The 18,737-nt window shown below is 42.2% G+C and carries 15 protein-coding genes; 3 read left to right on the top strand and 12 right to left on the bottom strand.

Annotation, left to right across the window (positions count from 1 at the left end; all coding sequences use genetic code 11):
- Window positions 1-62: 62 nt before the first annotated feature.
- The 6 genes from H9647_RS05500 to H9647_RS05475 all read right to left on the bottom strand — a co-directional run bounded on the left by H9647_RS05500 (window position 63) and on the right by H9647_RS05475 (window position 9,434).
- Complete coding sequence (locus tag H9647_RS05500; protein WP_191798769.1) at window positions 63-3,503, bottom strand: glycoside hydrolase family 2 TIM barrel-domain containing protein; 3,441 nt, start codon at window positions 3,501-3,503, stop codon at window positions 63-65.
- Between the two features lie 53 nt (window positions 3,504-3,556).
- Window positions 3,557-5,971 (bottom strand): ABC transporter permease, encoded by a 2,415-nt coding sequence (locus tag H9647_RS05495; RefSeq protein ID WP_191798768.1) that lies wholly within the window; start codon window positions 5,969-5,971, stop codon window positions 3,557-3,559.
- Window positions 5,972-5,976: 5 nt separating this feature from the next.
- Window positions 5,977-6,735 (bottom strand): ABC transporter ATP-binding protein, encoded by a 759-nt coding sequence (locus tag H9647_RS05490; RefSeq protein WP_191798767.1) that lies wholly within the window; start codon window positions 6,733-6,735, stop codon window positions 5,977-5,979.
- Between the two features lie 98 nt (window positions 6,736-6,833).
- Window positions 6,834-8,261, bottom strand: a complete 1,428-nt coding sequence (locus H9647_RS05485) for a HAMP domain-containing sensor histidine kinase (protein ID WP_191798766.1) — start codon at window positions 8,259-8,261, stop codon at window positions 6,834-6,836.
- A gap of 22 nt (window positions 8,262-8,283) precedes the next feature.
- Window positions 8,284-8,994 carry a response regulator transcription factor gene (locus H9647_RS05480; protein ID WP_191798765.1) on the bottom strand — a complete coding sequence of 237 codons (711 nt, stop codon included), beginning with the start codon at window positions 8,992-8,994 and terminating at the stop codon, window positions 8,284-8,286.
- 158 nt (window positions 8,995-9,152) lie between these two features.
- Window positions 9,153-9,434, bottom strand: a complete 282-nt coding sequence (locus tag H9647_RS05475; protein WP_191798764.1) for a DUF6509 family protein — start codon at window positions 9,432-9,434, stop codon at window positions 9,153-9,155.
- A gap of 255 nt (window positions 9,435-9,689) precedes the next feature.
- On the opposite strand from H9647_RS05475, the gene H9647_RS05470 reads away from it, so the two are divergent.
- Window positions 9,690-10,730 (top strand): hypothetical protein, encoded by a 1,041-nt coding sequence (locus tag H9647_RS05470; protein ID WP_191798763.1) that lies wholly within the window; start codon window positions 9,690-9,692, stop codon window positions 10,728-10,730.
- A 37-nt stretch (window positions 10,731-10,767) separates the two neighbouring features.
- On the opposite strand, the gene H9647_RS05465 is transcribed toward H9647_RS05470, so the two are convergent.
- The 3 genes from H9647_RS05465 to H9647_RS05455 are packed head-to-tail and all read right to left on the bottom strand — an operon-like array spanning window position 10,768 to window position 12,845.
- On the bottom strand, window positions 10,768-10,917 hold the full coding sequence (locus H9647_RS05465; protein ID WP_191798762.1) for a hypothetical protein: 150 nt from the start codon (window positions 10,915-10,917) through the stop codon (window positions 10,768-10,770).
- Window positions 10,918-10,942: 25 nt separating this feature from the next.
- A complete protein-coding gene (locus tag H9647_RS05460; protein ID WP_225229108.1) occupies window positions 10,943-12,370 on the bottom strand; it encodes an aldehyde dehydrogenase family protein in 1,428 nt (475 codons plus the stop codon).
- A 58-nt stretch (window positions 12,371-12,428) separates the two neighbouring features.
- Window positions 12,429-12,845 (bottom strand): hypothetical protein, encoded by a 417-nt coding sequence (locus H9647_RS05455; RefSeq protein WP_191798761.1) that lies wholly within the window; start codon window positions 12,843-12,845, stop codon window positions 12,429-12,431.
- A 208-nt stretch (window positions 12,846-13,053) separates the two neighbouring features.
- Here H9647_RS05455 and H9647_RS05450 point away from each other — a divergent pair, with 208 nt between their 5' ends.
- Together H9647_RS05450 and H9647_RS05445 are read left to right on the top strand one after the other, a co-directional pair.
- On the top strand, window positions 13,054-14,013 hold the full coding sequence (locus H9647_RS05450; protein WP_191798760.1) for a DMT family transporter: 960 nt from the start codon (window positions 13,054-13,056) through the stop codon (window positions 14,011-14,013).
- Window positions 14,014-14,063: 50 nt separating this feature from the next.
- Window positions 14,064-14,906 (top strand): sulfurtransferase, encoded by an 843-nt coding sequence (locus tag H9647_RS05445; protein WP_191798759.1) that lies wholly within the window; start codon window positions 14,064-14,066, stop codon window positions 14,904-14,906.
- A 154-nt stretch (window positions 14,907-15,060) separates the two neighbouring features.
- On the opposite strand, the gene H9647_RS05440 is transcribed toward H9647_RS05445, so the two are convergent.
- From H9647_RS05440 to H9647_RS05430, 3 genes are all read right to left on the bottom strand, one after another.
- Complete coding sequence (locus H9647_RS05440) at window positions 15,061-16,668, bottom strand: hypothetical protein (RefSeq protein WP_191798758.1); 1,608 nt, start codon at window positions 16,666-16,668, stop codon at window positions 15,061-15,063.
- Window positions 16,652-17,368 carry an ABC transporter ATP-binding protein gene (locus tag H9647_RS05435; protein ID WP_191798757.1) on the bottom strand — a complete coding sequence of 239 codons (717 nt, stop codon included), beginning with the start codon at window positions 17,366-17,368 and terminating at the stop codon, window positions 16,652-16,654. The genes H9647_RS05440 and H9647_RS05435 overlap by 17 nt, the downstream gene beginning before the upstream one ends.
- A 427-nt stretch (window positions 17,369-17,795) precedes the next feature.
- Window positions 17,796-18,677, bottom strand: a complete 882-nt coding sequence (locus H9647_RS05430) for a DUF4850 domain-containing protein (RefSeq protein ID WP_191798756.1) — start codon at window positions 18,675-18,677, stop codon at window positions 17,796-17,798.
- Window positions 18,678-18,737 lie beyond the last annotated feature (60 nt).

Raw genomic sequence — 18,737 nt, 5'->3', positions numbered from 1 at the left:
TTCGTGCCTGTACGGCGGAAATAGCTAGCTACCGAAAAATCTAAATTTCATCCCAACAACCCTTATTGTACGAATCGGAACCAGCCAAAATCAAAATTGCTTCCAGGCAAGAAGATAAAGGTAACTTTCTGCAGCCCAGTGACTCTCTCTAGCTCAAATACACGTTCCACATATCCTTCGGACTCGGTAAATTCGATAAGTTGATTGTTTGAATCTTCACCATTCTCAAAGCGAACATGAATGGTATTCTTATCTATCTGCGATCTTCCATAAATGACAAGCTTTGAAGCTCCTTCTGCTGCGAAATCCATCTGTTCGAACGTAAGGGAGACATTGTTTCCGATCCCTTCCACTCCTTGTTCAGACAAGGTAAATGTATCCCCGTAAATACGATCACAATCCGTCGCCATATTCATCTCAAAGGCCCGATTCTTCTTCTCAAACGAGAAGCCTTTGATATGCACCTTCTTCTGCAAAACAAAGCAAAGGGACGTGACCTCGCGGAGTCTTTTGGATAATTGATACGTTTCCGCTTGATAGACATTCCACTGGGACTTTTTCTGATACACTACATCGGCCAGCAGTTCACTGCCTTCTTCCTCCGGCATACCTTCCCAAATCTGCAGTTCATAAGGTTCATCATCTAGAGCGAAGATAGGAATCGTAATCAGATCCGATCCATAGGCACCGAAATCGATATTGCGATAGCAGACTTGTGTTTCCCCATCACGGCTTGTCGCTACCCCTCGTTCATTTCCATTGCCAACTTCCCCTTTTACTTCATCGTATAAACCTCCAAAGATAAAGCTGTACGGATCTTTAAAAGCCGTACCCAAACCTGTTGCAGTGAATTCCAACTGGGATATCATTCTGGTCTTCTCCGAGCCATTCTTACTCATGCAGCGTACTCGAAAGCTTCCATCCCCGAGTGCCCTAATCTTCGCTTCTTGGCCAAAGGATTCGATTTGGGCTAGGTTGGACTCAATTCCTGCATCATTTACCACACTCCATATCACATCTGGATACGAAGTGTCCGCAGGGAATAGATTAGCTTTTACCGTCATCTCTTTTATGGATTCATCAAACTGTTGTCCGGAAGGACTCAGCAGTTCGATTTTGCGAAGAGGGATTTCATCCATATTTCCTAGATTAGGCTGCAGCTCTTTGTTTTGCATACTTGCCGAAATCCCTTCTAATACGCTTTCATCTATAGGTAGAGATGTAATCTCCAGCTTCTGACTTTCTAACCCTCTTGAAGAAACCTCAACTTGGATCGCACCTGGCTCTAAAGTTGTCCCAATGATCGCCATAAGTTTACCGCTGAACAATCTTCGGCTTGTGCCCTTGTATGGATCGTAATCTGTACTGTCACCATTGTCTAAGCCTAACAGACGTCCGGCTCCTGTAACCTGCACTTGTACGCGGTTGCTCGCATTTTCTACCGGATTACCATGCTCATCTTCCATCGAAATCTCGACAAAGGCCACATCCGTTCCACTGGCTATAACCGCATTCTGATCCGACTTCAAACCGATTTTGCTTGCATTACCAAAGGATTTTCTCACATCAACAGCAATCACTTGATCTAACTCATCATATGCAATTGCTTTGAGTTCTCCTACTTCATAAGGGATTTTCCACCAGCCTACCAGCTGATCTCCGTGCTCATGATCGATTTCATAAGTTCCTACCGTTTCCCCGTTGAGCTGAAGTTCAATCTTCGGTGCATTTGAGCAGACACGAACATCAATGATTTGACCCGGGTTAAAATCCCAATAGGGGAAAATATGAACCATCGGCTTCTTCTTATAATCCGTCCATGCAGCTTGATAGATATAATAAGCGTCTTTCTTGAAATTAGCCGTATCGATCTGTCCGAAATATGAGTTTTTTGTATGATACGGTGTCGGCTCACCGATATAATCAAACCCTGTCCAAATAAACTGCCCCAGCGAGAACGGCGCATCTCTTTCTGCGATAATGCATGCTTCTGCTGACTTTGCTCCCCAGCTCGTCGTGCTGTTCCCGAGTGCCGAGCACTGTTCATCATCATCATCAAGAATGGATTGTTCGAACGGGAAGTGATAAATCCCACGGCTTTGAACAACCGATGCGGTCTCACTACCGTAAATGATCCAGTCAGGATGCTCTTCGTGATGCTTGTGATAATATTTTTCCGCATAATTATAGCCGGCTAGCTTCACGATATCTGCGCATTTCTGTGCATTTTCCCATGGCATATAGTTCGAGCCAATCGTCACTTTGGCATTTCCTTTGTAATCATGTAGTTGGACTTCTTCCATGAGCATCTTTGTTACTTCTTGCCCTCGCTCATCTGCATGCGTATCATAAATTTCATTTCCGATACTCCACATGAGCAGACTCGGACGATTGCGGTCCCGCGTTACCCAGCTTTTCACATCAATTGGAGCCCATTCCTTGAAAAAACGTGCATAATCATAGCTTGTCTTCGGTCTTTCCCACATATCAAAACCTTCCGAGACAATCAGCATCCCCATCTCATCGGCTAAATCCATAAACTCTACTGCAGGCATATTGTGCGCTGTCCGAATGGCATTAACGCCCATATCCTTCAAAATTTCAAACCGTCTTCGTAGGGCCGTTACATTAAATGCTGCCCCTAATGCGCCCAAGTCATGGTGCTCGCATACCCCATTCAGCTTCATCTTCTTGCCATTTAACTTCAACCCTTGCTGAGGGTCCATGACTAGAGTTCGAAATCCGATGTTCTGAGTGATGCTTTCAACGACCTTCCATTCCTTTTCCGCTATATCGTCAGGCAAGAGACATAATAGTTCTGTTCTCAGCTGATACAAATGTGGCTCATCTGTGCTCCATAGCAAAGGATTCTCGGTATAGAGAACTTGACTTACCTTTGAAACCGCTTGATCTTTTCCGGAAATTATCTCTACACCATTCGTAATCATTTGGTCTTTGTACAGCAATGTATGTAATAGCTGAGTTTCCCCAGCGCTATGTAGATCAGTGTCAATTTCAATACTCCATTTATGCCCTTCTTGATTTGTGTGTATATACACTCCATTTGTCTCGATATAACTGCTTTCTCTTGTCTTAAGCCATACATTGCGATAAATGCCCGCTCCCGAATACCAACGGCTGTTAGGACTTTGATGTACGACTTTCACGAGAATCTCATTCTCCCCTTCAATGAGCGCGTCTGTAATCTCAAATTCAAAGGAGGAGTAGCCATATTTCCATTCTCCAACATACGTATCATTCACATAAATAGTAGAGTCCATATAAACACCATCAAAGCAGATTAACGTGTGTTTCTCTTTCTTCGAGATGGTAAAGCGCTTACGATACCAACCAATACTATTTTCATATAAATCTAATGTGTTATAAATCAGCCAGTCATGAGGGATATCTACCGGCCCAAAATCAAGTTCTGTTCTAGCCGTTGTTTCTAAATCACTCTTACAAAACTCCCAGCCATCGTTAAACAATTTTTTATGATTCACTGTGCATATCTCCCTTTCTTCCACCCTATAATGTGTTCTCGATTAACGCCGAACTAATCAATCACAAGAATTCGTGGAGATGTGGCAGCGATCACTCTTGAGGAAGCCCACGAACCTATTCCTACAGCAATGAATGTAACAGCCGCAAAAGAAAGAATCCCTCCCCAGTGCAAAATCAAAGGAAGCTCCGCAATCCCATAATCTGATAGAATCGTTCCAAGCAAGCTCGGAAGTAAATAAACCCCCAGTAGAATACCGATGATGACTCCCACAGCAGAAAGAACAATCAGCCCTATCGAAATCGATAATCGAAGATCCTGTGAAGATAATCCGATCGATTTATAAATGCCGTAGGTTTTGCTTTCTTTTCGAATGGTCATTCGACTGATACTGTATATGATGATAATCGTTACTCCGGTGAACAACAACCCCATCATGCTCATTGGAAGGAGCAAAGAGGCTACCGCTTGTTTGAATGTGGCATCTAATAACGACTGCATCGTCGCTGCTAACAACGAATTTTCATACCTTCCATTTATTTCACTAACAATTTCATCCGCATCTTGTTCCTGGTTGATATTTACAAATGCAACAATATAATCGCCAAATTGATCGTGCAGGGCATCTGCCATAATTCTTGCGGATACGGACTGGTTTGCAATCGATTGAAAAATACCGCTGACGAGGAAGGATTGTTTGGTTCCTTCGATATAAACCTCGATGACATCCCCTACATCTTTGCCTAACTCCTCTGCAACGCGGATACCGATAGCAATCTCATTCTTCACTTGCGGATTTCTTCCTTTAAGCGTGGTATATCCTACTTCATCATAATTTCCACCCAGTGCCGAAATACTAAAGTTCATAGACTTCCGATCTTCATCATGAGAACCCCCATGCTTTTCTGAAGATACGACACCATTCACGTACCCTTGCCATGTTATATTTTTGATCCTTGGGTCAGAAGACCACATTTGATTAAATGACTCAAGGGAGAAGGTAGAAGAATTTACAACTCGTAAAGAAATATCTGAGGAATCATACCCCCAAGATGCCGATGTCTGCTTAATGTTACTAATGCTGTATAGGAGAACAAATCCCAGAACAAGAACAGCCGTCATAATCGTAGCTAGAAGCGTCATGAGCATAGAAGCCTTCTTGTTTTTTCGTATGTTTTTTAATCCCAGTACAACCAAAAGCGGTGCCTTACCAAATGAGAAGAGTCCTGTTTCTTTCCCCATAAATGGCTTCATCTTCTTGCTATAGTCTATCTCTGACATTCCGTACCGAATCGCCTGCATCGGCTGAATATGACGTGCTTTACTAGCATATAGAAAAACGAAGAGCATGATTAACACACATACGAAGCTACCTGCAACGACAGGAATTAAATAGGCTCCGATCTTCTCTTGTGAATCCGCTAGTTTTAACGATGATAATGAGCTTTCTATGATCACCCTCGATACCCACTGGCTGGCTAATAAGCCTGGAATAATCGACATTACCGAAATAAAAGCATATTGCATTAGATAAATACCAACCATTTTACCTGAAGATAAACCTAATGCTTTTATCACACCAATCGTTCTATAATTCGATAACACATCATCTGAAATGGTGTAACCTATCGTAAATAATGCGACCATTGTCATTACAACGCCTAGAAAAATCATAATAAATCCAATTGCTTTATTCATGATTAAATAAAAAGAAGACATCTGCTCATAACTGATCTTAGTCTCCAAATAGGGAGTACCCAACTCCTGTTCAAACCGCTCCCAGTACCCCGAACTCTGATCATAATCATCATATCGAAGTCCCATCATATATTGTTCTGTGCCCTGCATACCTTGAGTCTGCTGTACATAATCCTCATGGTTCATCCATATCCGTGCTTCTATAGCGAACGGTGCGCCAAATGGCATATCGATGACAAGTGCAGATACTTCCAAGGTGAATGGACGCTCTCCATCGGTGAACTCCAGCCTGTCTCCTACCGTTATCTCATATAGATAAGCGATCGAAGTAGGAATCCAGATCTCCTCTCTTTCTGGAGATACACTCTCCTTCCCTTGCGCAAATAATAACTCATCTACTGCATACGGACGGGTCAGCGTATCCATCATATAGAGAGTGAGATTGGAAAGTTCGGCAGCCCGATCCTCACCCTGTACCGACATGCCCGCTAACATCCGGTAAGGAAGCAAAGGAGAAGTTTCTACCCCTTGCTGCTCTGTCCACCACTGAGCGATCTGCTGCGGATTGTGTAGTTCATCTCGTAGAAGCAGCATCTCATGCGACCCCTGTGTTCTCGTATGCATCTCCGTAAATAAATTTGTAGTACTGGAAATCACATTAATGGAAGTGGTCAAAAGTAACGTTGATAGAAGGATTAATAGACCGATTAGTCCATTATGGATTTTCTTTTTTCTAAGGTTAGCTAGACAAAGAGTGAATACAGCAGCCATACAGCTCACTCCTTCCCTGAGATGCAAGAAAAGATAATCGATTCCCGATCCAAAAGATCACTAGAATCAAATTTACCAAACTCAAGCACATCTGCTACTTTTCCGTCTTGAATCATAATCAGTCGGTCTGCCCGAGCCGCTGCTTTCATATCATGCGTGACCATGACCACCGATTGTCCTCTTCGATTCATTTCCGTTAGAATCTCAAGTACGGCTACCCCCTGATCATAATTGAGACTTCCTGTCGGCTCATCTGCAAAAATGACGTCTGGATTGTTTATCAATGCTCTAGCAATTGCTGCTCGTTGTTGCTGTCCTCCAGAAGTTTGAGACGGCAAACGATGCTGCTGTTCATCAATCCCCATCGCTTTTAGAAGTGAACGCACCGATTCCTTCACATTCTTAGTAGACTGCCCGGCAATATATCCAGGCAAAGCAATATTCTCGAATAACGTAAGATCAGGAACTAAATTTATGCTTTGATAAATATATCCGATCCGGCGGGCTCTAAACTCGGCTAATTGCTTCTCTGTGTAGCGGTCAATTCGTTCCTCTCGAAAATAAACCTCCCCCACAGTTACTGCATCCAAACCACTCAGCAAATAAAGCAGTGTGGACTTCCCTGATCCCGAGTTCCCCATGATGACCGTGAAATCTCCTTCATACACTTCTAAATCTAAATTACGAATCGCATGGAATTGTTCCGTACCTGTTATATATGTTTTACACAGGTTTTTCGCCTGAATCACTGCCTTTTTCAACAATAAAAGCCTCCTCAAGATAACGTATAATCTTTATTGTAGGGAGTATTTATGTATAAATCCTTATCTAAATATGAATGAAATATTACAGCCGTTACGAGTTACCTTACAGGGATGAAGCAATAAAATACCGTTCCTTGATCAGGTACACTTTGAAAAGAAATCGAACCCTGATGTGCTTCTATAATATGTTTACAAATAGAAAGACCGAGCCCCGTCCCAGCGGCCTCTGGTTTCATTCTCGATGTCCCTTTAAAATACCGATCAAAAACAAAAGGCAGATCCTGCGGAAGAATTCCTTTTCCCGTATCTGCTATGGTTATTTTTAGATGTCCATGCTCAAGCACCGTATCCACACGAATCGAATCTCCTGAAGATGTATGTTTTAAAGCATTAGAGATTAGGTTTGTTATCACCTGCTCCAGCCGGTTCGCATCGACATGAATCAGTACATTTGGAATATGCTCGGGCTCTATAAAGACCACCCCAGTAGAACGAACGTAATGCCCGACCGGCTGCAAGATTCTAGTCAATATGTCCTTACTGTATTGTTCGGTAAGCGTGACAGAGATTTGTCCTAGTTCCTGTAAAGCGTGCTGTAGTAAATCTTCTGTTAATCGCGTCATTTTGAGCGCATTGTTATGCATCACTTCTACATATTCCATCACAGAGGTCATATCCCGGCATCCTCCCTCTCTAATCATTTCAATATAGGCGGTAAGGGTAGTAAGAGGGGTCTTCAGTTCATGAGAGATCGTAGAGATTAATTCTTTCTGTGCTTGCTCTTGTTCATCTCTCCGGCGGCTATGATGCATAATTTCCATTCTCATTTGGTCAAACATCGCATAAACCTCACCTATCTCGTCCATCGTTGTGTACTCCATTGTATTTTCGTAGTTCCCTTTTAAAATAGCTTCGGAATACTCTTTCAACTGATGTACTCGTCCTATCATATTGGTTCTTATTTTCTTTGCTAGAAGAAACAGCAGGAAGCATAGAATAAGAAATATCACAGTCATCATAATGAACAAAGAAGCAGGCACAGCATAGGATTTCTGTGTGAAGATCTCACTTTCAGGCATAGTAAAAATTGCATTTCCCACTTGAATATTCGTTGTTTCATCAACGATGGGAAAAGCAATACTATAATTGCCATGGTTCTCTTTTGCATGATATAAATCGTAATGAAGTTCCGTATTTACATCGATGTTCTCACGTGTATTTTCTTCTAAGGTATCGTACAAGATCTTTCCCTCTAGATTCGTATAAAGTAAACTTACTTGCTGATCTTGAGCCATGGACTTGAGGGTTTGCTGTAACTTTAAATCATAAGGAATCTGCTTATGATACTCTGCTATGTATAACCTAAGGGCATTCACTTGGAGCCTGACCTGATTAATAACAGCTTCAGAAGCATTATTTTGCCTGCTATAATGCGTCAGGAGCATACCTGCACCGCATCCCCATAGTAGAATGAGACAAGTCATCCCGGCGATCAGCCATTTCCGCATCCAATCTTTCAAATACATTATGTTCTCCCACCCTGACTCGTCATTCGTTTGTACTAAACTTGTAGCCCACACCCCACACCGTCCGAATATATTCAGGTTTTGAAGGATTCGCTTCCAGTTTTTCACGCAATCTGCGAATGTACACGGTAATCGTATTTTCATCACCATAAGCAGCGTATCCCCAGACGGCATCTAGCAGCTGACTTTTTGTGAACACTTGGTTTTTATTCTTGGATAGAAAAAATAGTAGCTCCAGTTCTTTTGCGGAGAGCGAAATTTCTGTCCCCTCTTTTGTTACTTGGTATGCCTTCTTATCGATACGAATCTTTCCGATATGTAAAATTTGATCATCACTTTGCTGCATTTGCTGTGTGCCTAGCATTTCAACTCTTCGTAGGTTCGATCCAATTCTCGCAAGTAGTTCACGTAAGGAGAACGGTTTTGTCATATAATCATCAGCGCCAAATCCAAGTCCAAGCACTTTATCTGTGTCACTGCCTCGTGCACTTAATATGAGGATCGGCACAGGGTTGTTTGCCCGAATTTGACGACAGAGTTCGATTCCATCTATATCCGGCAGCATGATATCTAGAATAATAAATTCTGGGTTTTCTACTTCTATTGCTTGTAATGCTTCGATCCCGCTATGTGCAACACGAACTTCATAATTATTAAGGACAAGATAATCTTTTATTACCCGAGCAATATCTTGGTCATCTTCTACAATTAGAATCTTTCGATTAGGACTCATCTCTACTCTCCTGAACTTAAATATGTAATACGCACTCATCATAACATATATATCCATTCCATCTAGTAAAAGGAGGACAAAATAAAAAGCATACCCTGCACAGCCCTTCAGCTGTACAGAATATGCTTTATTAATCCATGTCGTTACTTAAACGACATTTAGATGTGTTCTTTGCAGAACGTTTCAAGCACGGTCAGTTCATCTTCTTCAAGATCAAAATCAAGATATTTTTCTGTTACTTTTTCATACAAATCGTACTTAATAATTCCATCTTTAGGCTCGTCCGCTCTATAAATGACGCGAATGTAGATCCCATTCTCAGAGTACAACTCATCATCTTCCTCTGGATCGATTACGATTTGGAACTCATATCTTTTCCCTTCCACAATACCAAAGGGGTCGTTAATTTCCTGTACCTCAAATTCTGTAATTGTTAACATATGTTTTATGTCACCCTTTCTGCCTTATCTTGAAAGATTCATTATAACTGATCTTATGTACTCATACTATCCCTTGAATACTTCTTTGAAACAGATAACTGCGTATTTGCATAAAACTACAGTCTTTTTCGACAATTTCCGATATACTTTACATAGCAATCATTATTAACAGGAGGAGAAGTAACCCATGGCTATCTACCGGTGTAGATCAATTTTAGAACACAGAATGCCCAGGAGAAACAGGGGGGTCTACTTGTGACTGATATTGATCTCACAAAAAAAAGAAATAACCGTTTGGTTTATGTTCTTGCAGCAGCCATAACGGTGAACGAAATGCTTAGTTTTACAATTGGGATCTCACTCCAATTTATACTTCTCGCAATGGGTACCATATTTCTCATTATTGTACCTGTGACACTTATATCCAATCATCCCAAATTCGTTCGAACGATCCCTTACATCAAATATTTTATTACCATTGTTATTGGTATTGCTTTGTTTTTATTAATTAAGATCGACCCTCATATGATTAATATTATGACAATGTATTTTTATGTGGCCATCATGGGCATCTACCAGGATCGAATTATAAATGCACTCACACTGCTCATCACCTTGTTTATCTTAAGTTTTTATTTTTTTACTCAAGGAGATAATATATTTCATTCAACAAATGTCCAAGACCTTCTATTCTATATCATTACTTTTTCTTTGGTATCTGTGGTAAATCTGATGTATGCGCAGTTCAATAACACATTACAGCAAGAGAAAGAACAAGAAAGACAGAGAGCATTAGAAGCCAAAAGCGCAATGGAAACCATGCTTACCAAAATTACAGAATCCGTTCAGTCTGCTAGTCAGTATCAAAATGATCTGCAGGTGGCCACGTACGAAACCAATCAACGATCGATTGAGATCGTGTCTTCTATTGAAAATATCATTGAATCGTTTGAAATGCAGAACAAACAATCTTTGGCACTAGCCAATCAGTTCAATCAGGTTAATGAGCAGATTAACAATCTACTTATCCCCACCCTTTTCATACACAAACAAAATTCTTCCTCCTTAGCTGTAACTGCACCTGTAGAGGAGACTCTTTTAGAGATGAAATCCATGTTACAGGATCTTGGAGCGGCAACAGAAATAACAGTAGACATGACCGAATACAACAAAGGAAGTCTAAATGATGTACTCCATCTGGTCTCTATTCAACAGCAGGAAATCACATCTTTATCTGAAAGTTTTGCCAAACTCGAAAAACAGCTCAGCCGGATGAACCGGAGAAGCCAACTATAATTTAACACCGGCATTCCGTTTTGGAATGTCTTTTCGGCTACCATTTAAAACGATCTATAATCATATCGGCCACATTTTCAGCATCGACCTGAGCTTGAAACCAAGTATGAAAATCACTGGCGATAATATAGTTCCTATGATCGCCAAGCATAAAAACCGCCGAGCTAGAACTCGGCGGTTTCTTCATTCCGTTTATAACAATGAAATAAACGTTATTTTTTCTTTATCATCACGGTTCTTGAATTCGTAAAAGCAGCAAGTCCTGCTCTACCGTGTTCTACACCAATTCCCGACTCTTTATGGCCGCCAAATGGGAAGTCAGGCTGCATCACTTGGGATTCATTAATCCATACCGTTCCTGTTTCAAGACGTGAAGCCACATCATAAGCCAGCTCCAAATCTTTGCCCCATACAGAACCTGCAAGACCATACTTCGTGTTATTGGCACGCTGTACTGCTTCATCAATATCTTGATATTTCAGGAGCGGTACAATGGGACCAAATGGCTCTTCCTGAACTAGACGAGAATCTTCCGGTGGATTATCTACAATAGTAACGGGAATATAGTATCCTTTACCTACAGGGATTTCTCCTTCATAGGCAATCCGGGCACCGCCGTCCTTCGTCTCTTGAATGAGATCTTTTACCTTATCATACTGCATTTTGTTTTGCAGTGGACCCAGTCCCGTCTTCGGATCAGAAGGATCTCCTACCTGAATCGTCTTCGCATAAGCGATCATTTCTTTCAGAACTTCATCATAAATCTTTTCATGAATATAAAGTCGTTTTGCATCCACACACACTTGCCCTGTATTCGCAAAAGTTGCCCAGAACAATCCTTCAGCCACTTGCTTCGGATCTGCATCAGGTAACACAATCGCGGCATCATTTCCACCTAGCTCAAGGGTTGTCCGTTTTAGATTATCTGAGGCGCTCTTCATTACTTTTTTCCCTGTTTCCGTTGAACCCGTGAAAGAGATTTTATCCAATCCTTCATGCGCTGTCATCCAAGGACCCAGATCATCACCACCCGAGATGATATTTAGTACCCCTTTAGGGAATAAATCCTTAACGAGTTCTGCCATACGAAGAGTAGACAGTGGCGTATTAGGTGATGGTTTAACAACCAGTGTATTCCCGGTAAGCAGGGCCGGTGCAATTTTCCAAGCTGCCAAATTCATAGGGAAATTCCAAGGGACAATCGCCCCTACTACACCAAGAGGCACATACTGCAATACCACCTTATGTTCTTCGGAATCCTCCAAGATCTCTTCGTCCAGACGCTGCGATGCGATTGCCCGGTACCACCGGATCGCGTCTTCCATCTCAGCCTGGCTTGCCTGAAGCGGCTTCCCATTCTCATTCATAAGCAGTTCCGTTAATTCTTCTTTGTTCTTCTCCACTACGTCAGCCAATTTCATAAGCAGTTCTGCACGTTCCTCAGTTGGTCTATTAGACCATGCGGGGAATGCTTCCCTAGCTGCTGCAACCGCTCTATCTAAATCCTCACGTGAGGCATCAGGAACTTCAGCGATGACCTCTTCGTTGGAAGGATTAATAACGGGGATGGTTTTCTTCGTCTGAATATATTCGCCGTTAATTAACATGCCTACAGGTTTATTTATTGTAATCGTTTTCATTTTTGGTTCCTCCGTTTCGTTATTACAGTTCCCACACCGGAGCTGTTTTTAAATATTTCTATTTCACTTGCTTTATGTTATGCAGAATAAACTGCTTCACATCTGGCATATCAGCAAAGGTTTTGATACTGTATGTAAATTCTACAGACTTCTCAGCATCCCATGCTTCCACCTTCTCCATAATGCCTTCCTTTAGTTGAAAGCAAATTGCTTCACCATCTACCTCAATTTCCGCAGTATGTGGATCCGCAAGACCGGTGTAAATTCCTTTAGTTTTTATTTTATTAGATTCACTTGTTATGATCTCGTTTTTGTCTTGAATCGTCTCTGTAGTTGTTTCATATATGATCGGCGTTTCATGGGAGTCTGTTGTGTTCATCTCTGCAGCCGCCGCCTGTTCTGCGTTAAAAGTAGCAACAGCTAACATCAATATACTTCCCGTTAACAAAGTCGAATGATGTTTTCGTCTTTTCATAAGTTTATCCTCCCAATCCTGAGTTAAGCTTACTTTTCATTACACGAAAAAAGATGGGTTCAATCATTTTTCCGCAAAGAGGGGGTGCATTTCAAGTTTGTTTTTTTGCTTTTCGGCTTTGTTTTTTATCGGTATAATATGAAAGGTTACAGGTGATTTTTAATATACATCTAGAGACAATACATACATTCGATTGGGAGAATAAGAAATGCAAAGTGAACGACGGTCATTTAGTAAGTATGAACTGCTTTATATTATTGGCATTGTTGCCATATCGTTTTCCTCTATTTTTGTAAGGTGGTCTGAGGCGGAAGTATCTGTCGTTGCCATGTATCGGCTTTTTTTAACGAATCTATTGATGACTCCACTGCTCTATAAGTACCGTCATCAGATTTTTCGTTTGAATAAGAAAGAGTGGCTGACTCTTGCTGCCTCCGGCATTATACTTGGAGTTCACTTTCTATTATGGATGAGTTCCTTACGGCTAACTACCGTCGCAAGTTCCACTGTCATTCTGACACTAGAACCGATTTTCGTGATGCTGGGTTCCATGTGGATCTTTGCTGCCAAACCAAATCGTAAGATGCTCATTGGCATGGGAATGGCTGTAGCCGGTTCAGTCATTATCGGAGCTGGTGATTTTAAGTTGTCAGGGGATGCCCTTAAAGGAGATCTTCTCTCTTTTCTAGGCACGATTGCGGTTGCTATACATATGATTATTGGGCAATATGCGCGGAAGAACATCAGTGCTTTTGTCTATAACTTCTGGGTGTTCCTATTCGCGGGTTCTTCCTTGGCCATGTATAACGCGGGAAACCAGATTCCTTTTACAGGGTACGACGCCCGCGAGTGGGGAATCTTCCTTCTTCTTGCGATTGTACCTACACTGCTCGGCCACTATTTATTTAATTGGCTGCTAAAAGTAATGAATGCAACCACTGTATCCATGTCTGTACTTGGAGAGCCGGTTATTGCTTCTGTCCTCGCTTGGATCATGCTTGGAGAAGCACTCACCTTCCTGCAGCTCATCGCGGGAGTGATTATACTTGCCGGGGTTTGGTTTTTTCTTCGGTATGGCACGGATCCTCTTCATGCAGAGACCATACCGCTGGCAGAAGCAGCAGATCCCTTGAATACGATAAGTCCCGTTCCTCAAACCAAAGGATAATGCGTAAAAATATAATGAATGTGTAGAAGTCATCAAAAGGAGGAAGATGAATGAACTCAATCGTAAGTATGAGATGGGTCCTGGCAAGAATGTATGAACCCGACATCTTTATTGCAGACTGCCGTTTTTCTATGGCAGAGCCTGAAGCAGGAAGAACCGCTTTTCAGCAAGACCATATCCCTGGAGCGGTTTATTTTGATCTTGAGCACAGTTTGTCCTCTCCTCTACAAGATCAGGGACACGGGGGACGCCACCCTTTGCCCGATATTGACAGCCTTGCGCAGCTATTGCGAAAATCAGGCGTAAGTAACGAGACACGTATTGTTGTGTATGATGATCAGGGCGGTGCGATGGCTTCCCGTCTATGGTGGCTGCTGCGCTATATGGGCCACGAAGAAGTGTACCTGATGGATGAAGGATATAGTGCCTGGAAAGCAGCCGAATTTCCGGTTACAGCAGAGGTGCCGGTTCGTATACCTGCTTCTTTTACACCGCACATTCAGCAGAATCTACTCGCAAGCTTAGAAGAAGTTCGAGAAGCTTCCAAACAAGGTTCTTCCCTACTTATTGATTCTCGTGAACATGCACGTTATTTAGGTCTTGAAGAACCGATCGATCATACAGCAGGACATATTCCGGGTGCGATCAACTTATTTTGGAAAGAAAATCTTAAATCAGACGGTACATGGAAATCCCCAGAAGCACTTGCAGATCGTTTCGGCCACCTGCCGAAAGATCAGGAGATCATTGTATACTGCGGTTCAGGCGTCACTGCTTGTCCTAATGTGTTAGCTCTTCGCGCAGCGGGATTTGATAAAGTTAAACTATATGCAGGAAGCTGGAGTGACTGGATCTCCTATCCGGAGAATCCGGTGGCTACTGGAAAAGAGTAACAACGGAGAGACCGTGTTCTAGCGTTCTTTATTATTTGATCCTATAGCGGTCGATCTCCAAGCTACTGAAGAGAGAAAGTTGGATTGCGGAGGTTTGATCTTGCGCTCAAAAAAAGGGGAGCCTTATAGGCTCCCTCTAAGTTAAAGCATCGATTTATTTCACTCGGAATGTGCGGCTTCCGTATTTGCGGACGAGAATAAGCGAAATAAGTAAGTAAACCAGCGTAAGAGTAACCACAATGACAGTAAAAATACCTGCTGGCGCTGGTACGATAATACTAATACCACTTGCGAACGATACCAACATGTTTATAACATGATACAGCGGATTCTTCACATTTAATTCCGTAGCATATGGCTGAAAGATATAATACATAAACAGATGATGGATAGAAAAAAAGATAGACAGAGATAATACGCACACCCACATCATGAGTATCTCTTTACTCAACCCTTCTCCGCTCGCAGCTAACATGATAACTGTTAATACCGTAGCTAGAGTTGTTGCAATTCTTATATTGAGGAGCATTATTTTAATTAGCCGAATCCTATAATGCTCGAAAGATGCAGCTCTAAAGAAGCTATACCGCAGCAAACTGAGATCACAGTTATAGAACATAGCTCTACACATTTTTTCTCCCACGGACAAGAAATACATAGCCAGTACTAAGAAGGGAAAAATAACTCCTTGATCTAGTACTAAAAACTCTTCTCTCTGTGAGAGCATCATAACCACTGCCACTCCCACCGCACCAAATGCACCTATAATGGCCATCCTCTTGTAAACTGGATCATAGATAAGACTTCGATGCCTGGAGAAGAACAACATATTCAGATAGCTGTAGCCTTCCTTTGTTCCGAGCTTCTTCTGATGCTTCTCATCCAAGACATAATCGCTTTCTTTGGATTTCACACTCGTTTTTTGTGCCTCCGACATCATACGCCCAAGATCCAGCAAGGGATCGTCCCTTTTGGTCGCGGCATCGACAGCCCCACTATAATTGGAATAACGGGCAAGTCGGACAGCTGCGAAAACACCTCCAACCACGATGACCAGACAGATTGGCAGGCTCAGCAGAATCGACGAGGTTACCGGTACCCAGCCAATCAGTAGTGGCAGATAAGCAGCTGCATAGCCAAACCCGATAACGATCCAAACCATCACGTTATTTTTTATCAAGACCATACCTGTTTTATCAAATAGCTTAAGATGTAGATATTCCATACCAATCCTCCACAAGGTGACAGATGCCACCAACAAGATCGTCTCTGTGATGGAGGCTCCCAGCAGTGAGGTGAATAGCAACATTGCGGGCATTAAACACACCATAAACGTGACATAACGATAACCAAGAGAAGCCTTCATATATCTTGTAGGAGACTGTCTCATTAGCTTCACAGCTACGTACTTCTCCCTTTTCGGCTCCAATATGGTGGCGCTACTAACCCCTGCGACCACAAAGCTGAGTAGGAAATAAATATGTATAAAATGCTGAAGCTGAACTTCCTCAGAGAGTTCATTACCTAATCCAACTACCGGCAAGTAGATAAGCATCCCTACATAGGCTAGCCTAATTGCAAATCCCCATAGCAGGCTTATAAGAAATACGATAATGGAAATGACCTTTTTCAAGTTTACATTGGCATAGATACTGTCCGTCACAAGCTTGCCGATCACAGGTATCTTCTGGATGTAATAAATGAACAGGTTCGCTGCAGTGGATGTCCGTATGGCAACAAGTGTATTAAGTGTTCTCAGCATAGCTATCAACCTTCAGCAGATTTATAATATTTTGTTCAAATTCTGCACTGTGCAACAACTCTGTGGGTACTGCAGACAATAGTCCATTGTTCAACATGACGAGCTCATCGCATAGATCGGATGCCAACTGCAGAATGTGCGTAGAGAAAACAAGAATATGGTCCTGTTTCATCTCTCTCAACATCTCCTTCATCTCTGATGCCACAATGATGTCAAAAGAGGTGAGCGGTTCATCTAGCAAAATCACCGGTGGTTTCGTTATGAGGAACAGCAGCATTTGCAACTTGTTCTTCATCCCATGGGAGTAACCCTTAATGAGCCTATGCCTATCCTCCTCTGACATACTCATCATCTCAAAATAATCGTCGATGCTTTGATCCATTCGCAGCTTATCACGGTTAATATCCATAAAGAACTTAACGAATTCATAGCCAGTCAGGAACTCAGGCAGAATCGGTAGTGAATAGACATAACCAATATCCTGCTCGCCTAGCTCGCGAACATGTCCATTCTCCTCCAATAACACGTTCCCTCCATCCTTAGCCATCTCTCCGCTCAAACAGTTGAACAATGTCGTTTTCCCTGCGCCGTTGCGGCCGAGCAGCCCGTATATCTTTCCTTTTTCAAAAGTATAAGACGCTCCCTTGAGCACCTTTTTTCCGTCAAATTGTTTAACAATATCTTCTATAATCAGACGCAATTACAAATCCCCCCTTCAACTAAAATAAGATTTGATTTTTATTTCTATACGTAAAGGAGGCAGTGTAGTTTCATTAATACATAGACTTAACAAAGGAAAGGTTCCGTTGTTTTTTATTTTCGGGTATCTGGCAGATGTACTTTGAGGTACTTGTGAGTTTAAGGCTGCCCGAGGGTGTGGGCAAAGTTGACGCTCTGGGCTATTGCGATGGCGTGTGTAATGGTTTTTTTTTGATTTGCAAAATCACTAATTTATCGCAGTGCTGGTACTCGTCGGCATTTTCGTACATTGCTGTATGACATCAGTGCCGCGTAGTGATGGAAGAACCCACGCAGAGAGCGTGGGTTCTTTTTTTAGCATATACAATGTTTTTTCTTGTATAGTCAGCAATGAAGTAGTCGCATTAGCAGCGATTCTTTCATCCGTGTTAATCTACAAATTCTTTGTTCACATTTGCTACAGTCAGAGGTCCATGATGAGCATCGAAGAAATCGATCACCATATCCTGAAGTTTACCCCGGGTTGTCTCTTCAGAAAGTGTAAACTCCAATTGACGAAATAGATACCACGACTCTACTGCATCCTTTTCGAAAGAGGCTATGCCCGTATTGTAATAACCATCACTCGTGCCTGTCGTATAAGTCGCTGTTCCCCCATCTTCCGCTGCTGCGGCTGGCTGATTCCATTCGGTAAATGACAATGGCTCATATATGGTAAACCCTCGCTCATCAGCCCACTCCGCTCGATCAGGAAAGTATGTGCCTATTTTAGTAATCGCACAGCCCTGACAAGACCCAGCCGTGTCGCTATATACCAGCGTTTGCTCTTTATTACCTGGATCAGTCAACGTTACCCCATAAGAACCATTCGCTCCAACGATCGCGGAAGCTTCCCAACCAATAGGTGCAAGCAGCAGATATCCAGAAGCCATGTCTGAACGATAAATCAGTACCGCCTGCAGTTCATCCTTCAACTCAGCTGGAATCTTATAACTTACAGCAGTCGGCGTAAAAATCTGAGAAGGGTCTGACCGAGTACCATCATCCACGCTGAGATCTGCTTTCGCTATTTGTAATGGGAGCTCTACTTCTTCACCATGAGTACTCAGGAATGTGATCACTTCTTCTGTAGAAGCGGTCAATTCAACTTCACTGTTCACTACTGCCTGATGGGGAGAGGTTATTTGTGTTAGAGGCTGCAGACGAGCTGTATCTCCCCAAGCACTATAGATTATATAAATAGTACCGGCTAGTACAGGCAGCATAATAGCAGATATTATCCATTTTTTAAAACCTGACTTTTTCATCATTATTTTACCTCCTCTATTCCTAATATCTTTACTGAATAGACTTGTTTATAACGATAAAAG

Origin of the sequence: Paenibacillus gallinarum (assembly GCF_014836635.1) — a bacterium.
GTDB classification, from domain to species: Bacteria; Bacillota; Bacilli; order Paenibacillales; family Paenibacillaceae; genus Paenibacillus; species Paenibacillus gallinarum.
Note: the sequence above shows the minus strand (reverse complement) of the source record. Positions and strands in the feature narration are given on the sequence as shown.

Excerpts from the sequence above, each read along its gene's own strand:
- H9647_RS05495 (WP_191798768.1), bottom strand. The coding sequence starts at position 5,971 with ATGGCTGCTGTATTCACTCTTTGTCTAGCTAACCTTAGAAAAAAGAAA.
- H9647_RS05485 (WP_191798766.1), bottom strand. The coding sequence starts at position 8,261 with ATGTATTTGAAAGATTGGATGCGGAAATGGCTGATCGCCGGGATGACT.
- H9647_RS05480 (WP_191798765.1), bottom strand. The coding sequence starts at position 8,994 with ATGAGTCCTAATCGAAAGATTCTAATTGTAGAAGATGACCAAGATATT.
- H9647_RS05475 (WP_191798764.1), bottom strand. The coding sequence starts at position 9,434 with ATGTTAACAATTACAGAATTTGAGGTACAGGAAATTAACGACCCCTTT.
- H9647_RS05465 (WP_191798762.1), bottom strand. The coding sequence starts at position 10,917 with ATGAAGAAACCGCCGAGTTCTAGCTCGGCGGTTTTTATGCTTGGCGAT.
- H9647_RS05460 (WP_225229108.1), bottom strand. The coding sequence starts at position 12,370 with ATGAAAACGATTACAATAAATAAACCTGTAGGCATGTTAATTAACGGC.
- H9647_RS05455 (WP_191798761.1), bottom strand. The coding sequence starts at position 12,845 with ATGAAAAGACGAAAACATCATTCGACTTTGTTAACGGGAAGTATATTG.
- H9647_RS05450 (WP_191798760.1), top strand. The coding sequence starts at position 13,054 with ATGCAAAGTGAACGACGGTCATTTAGTAAGTATGAACTGCTTTATATT.
- H9647_RS05445 (WP_191798759.1), top strand. The coding sequence starts at position 14,064 with ATGAACTCAATCGTAAGTATGAGATGGGTCCTGGCAAGAATGTATGAA.
- H9647_RS05440 (WP_191798758.1), bottom strand. The coding sequence starts at position 16,668 with ATGCTGAGAACACTTAATACACTTGTTGCCATACGGACATCCACTGCA.
- H9647_RS05430 (WP_191798756.1), bottom strand. The coding sequence starts at position 18,677 with ATGATGAAAAAGTCAGGTTTTAAAAAATGGATAATATCTGCTATTATG.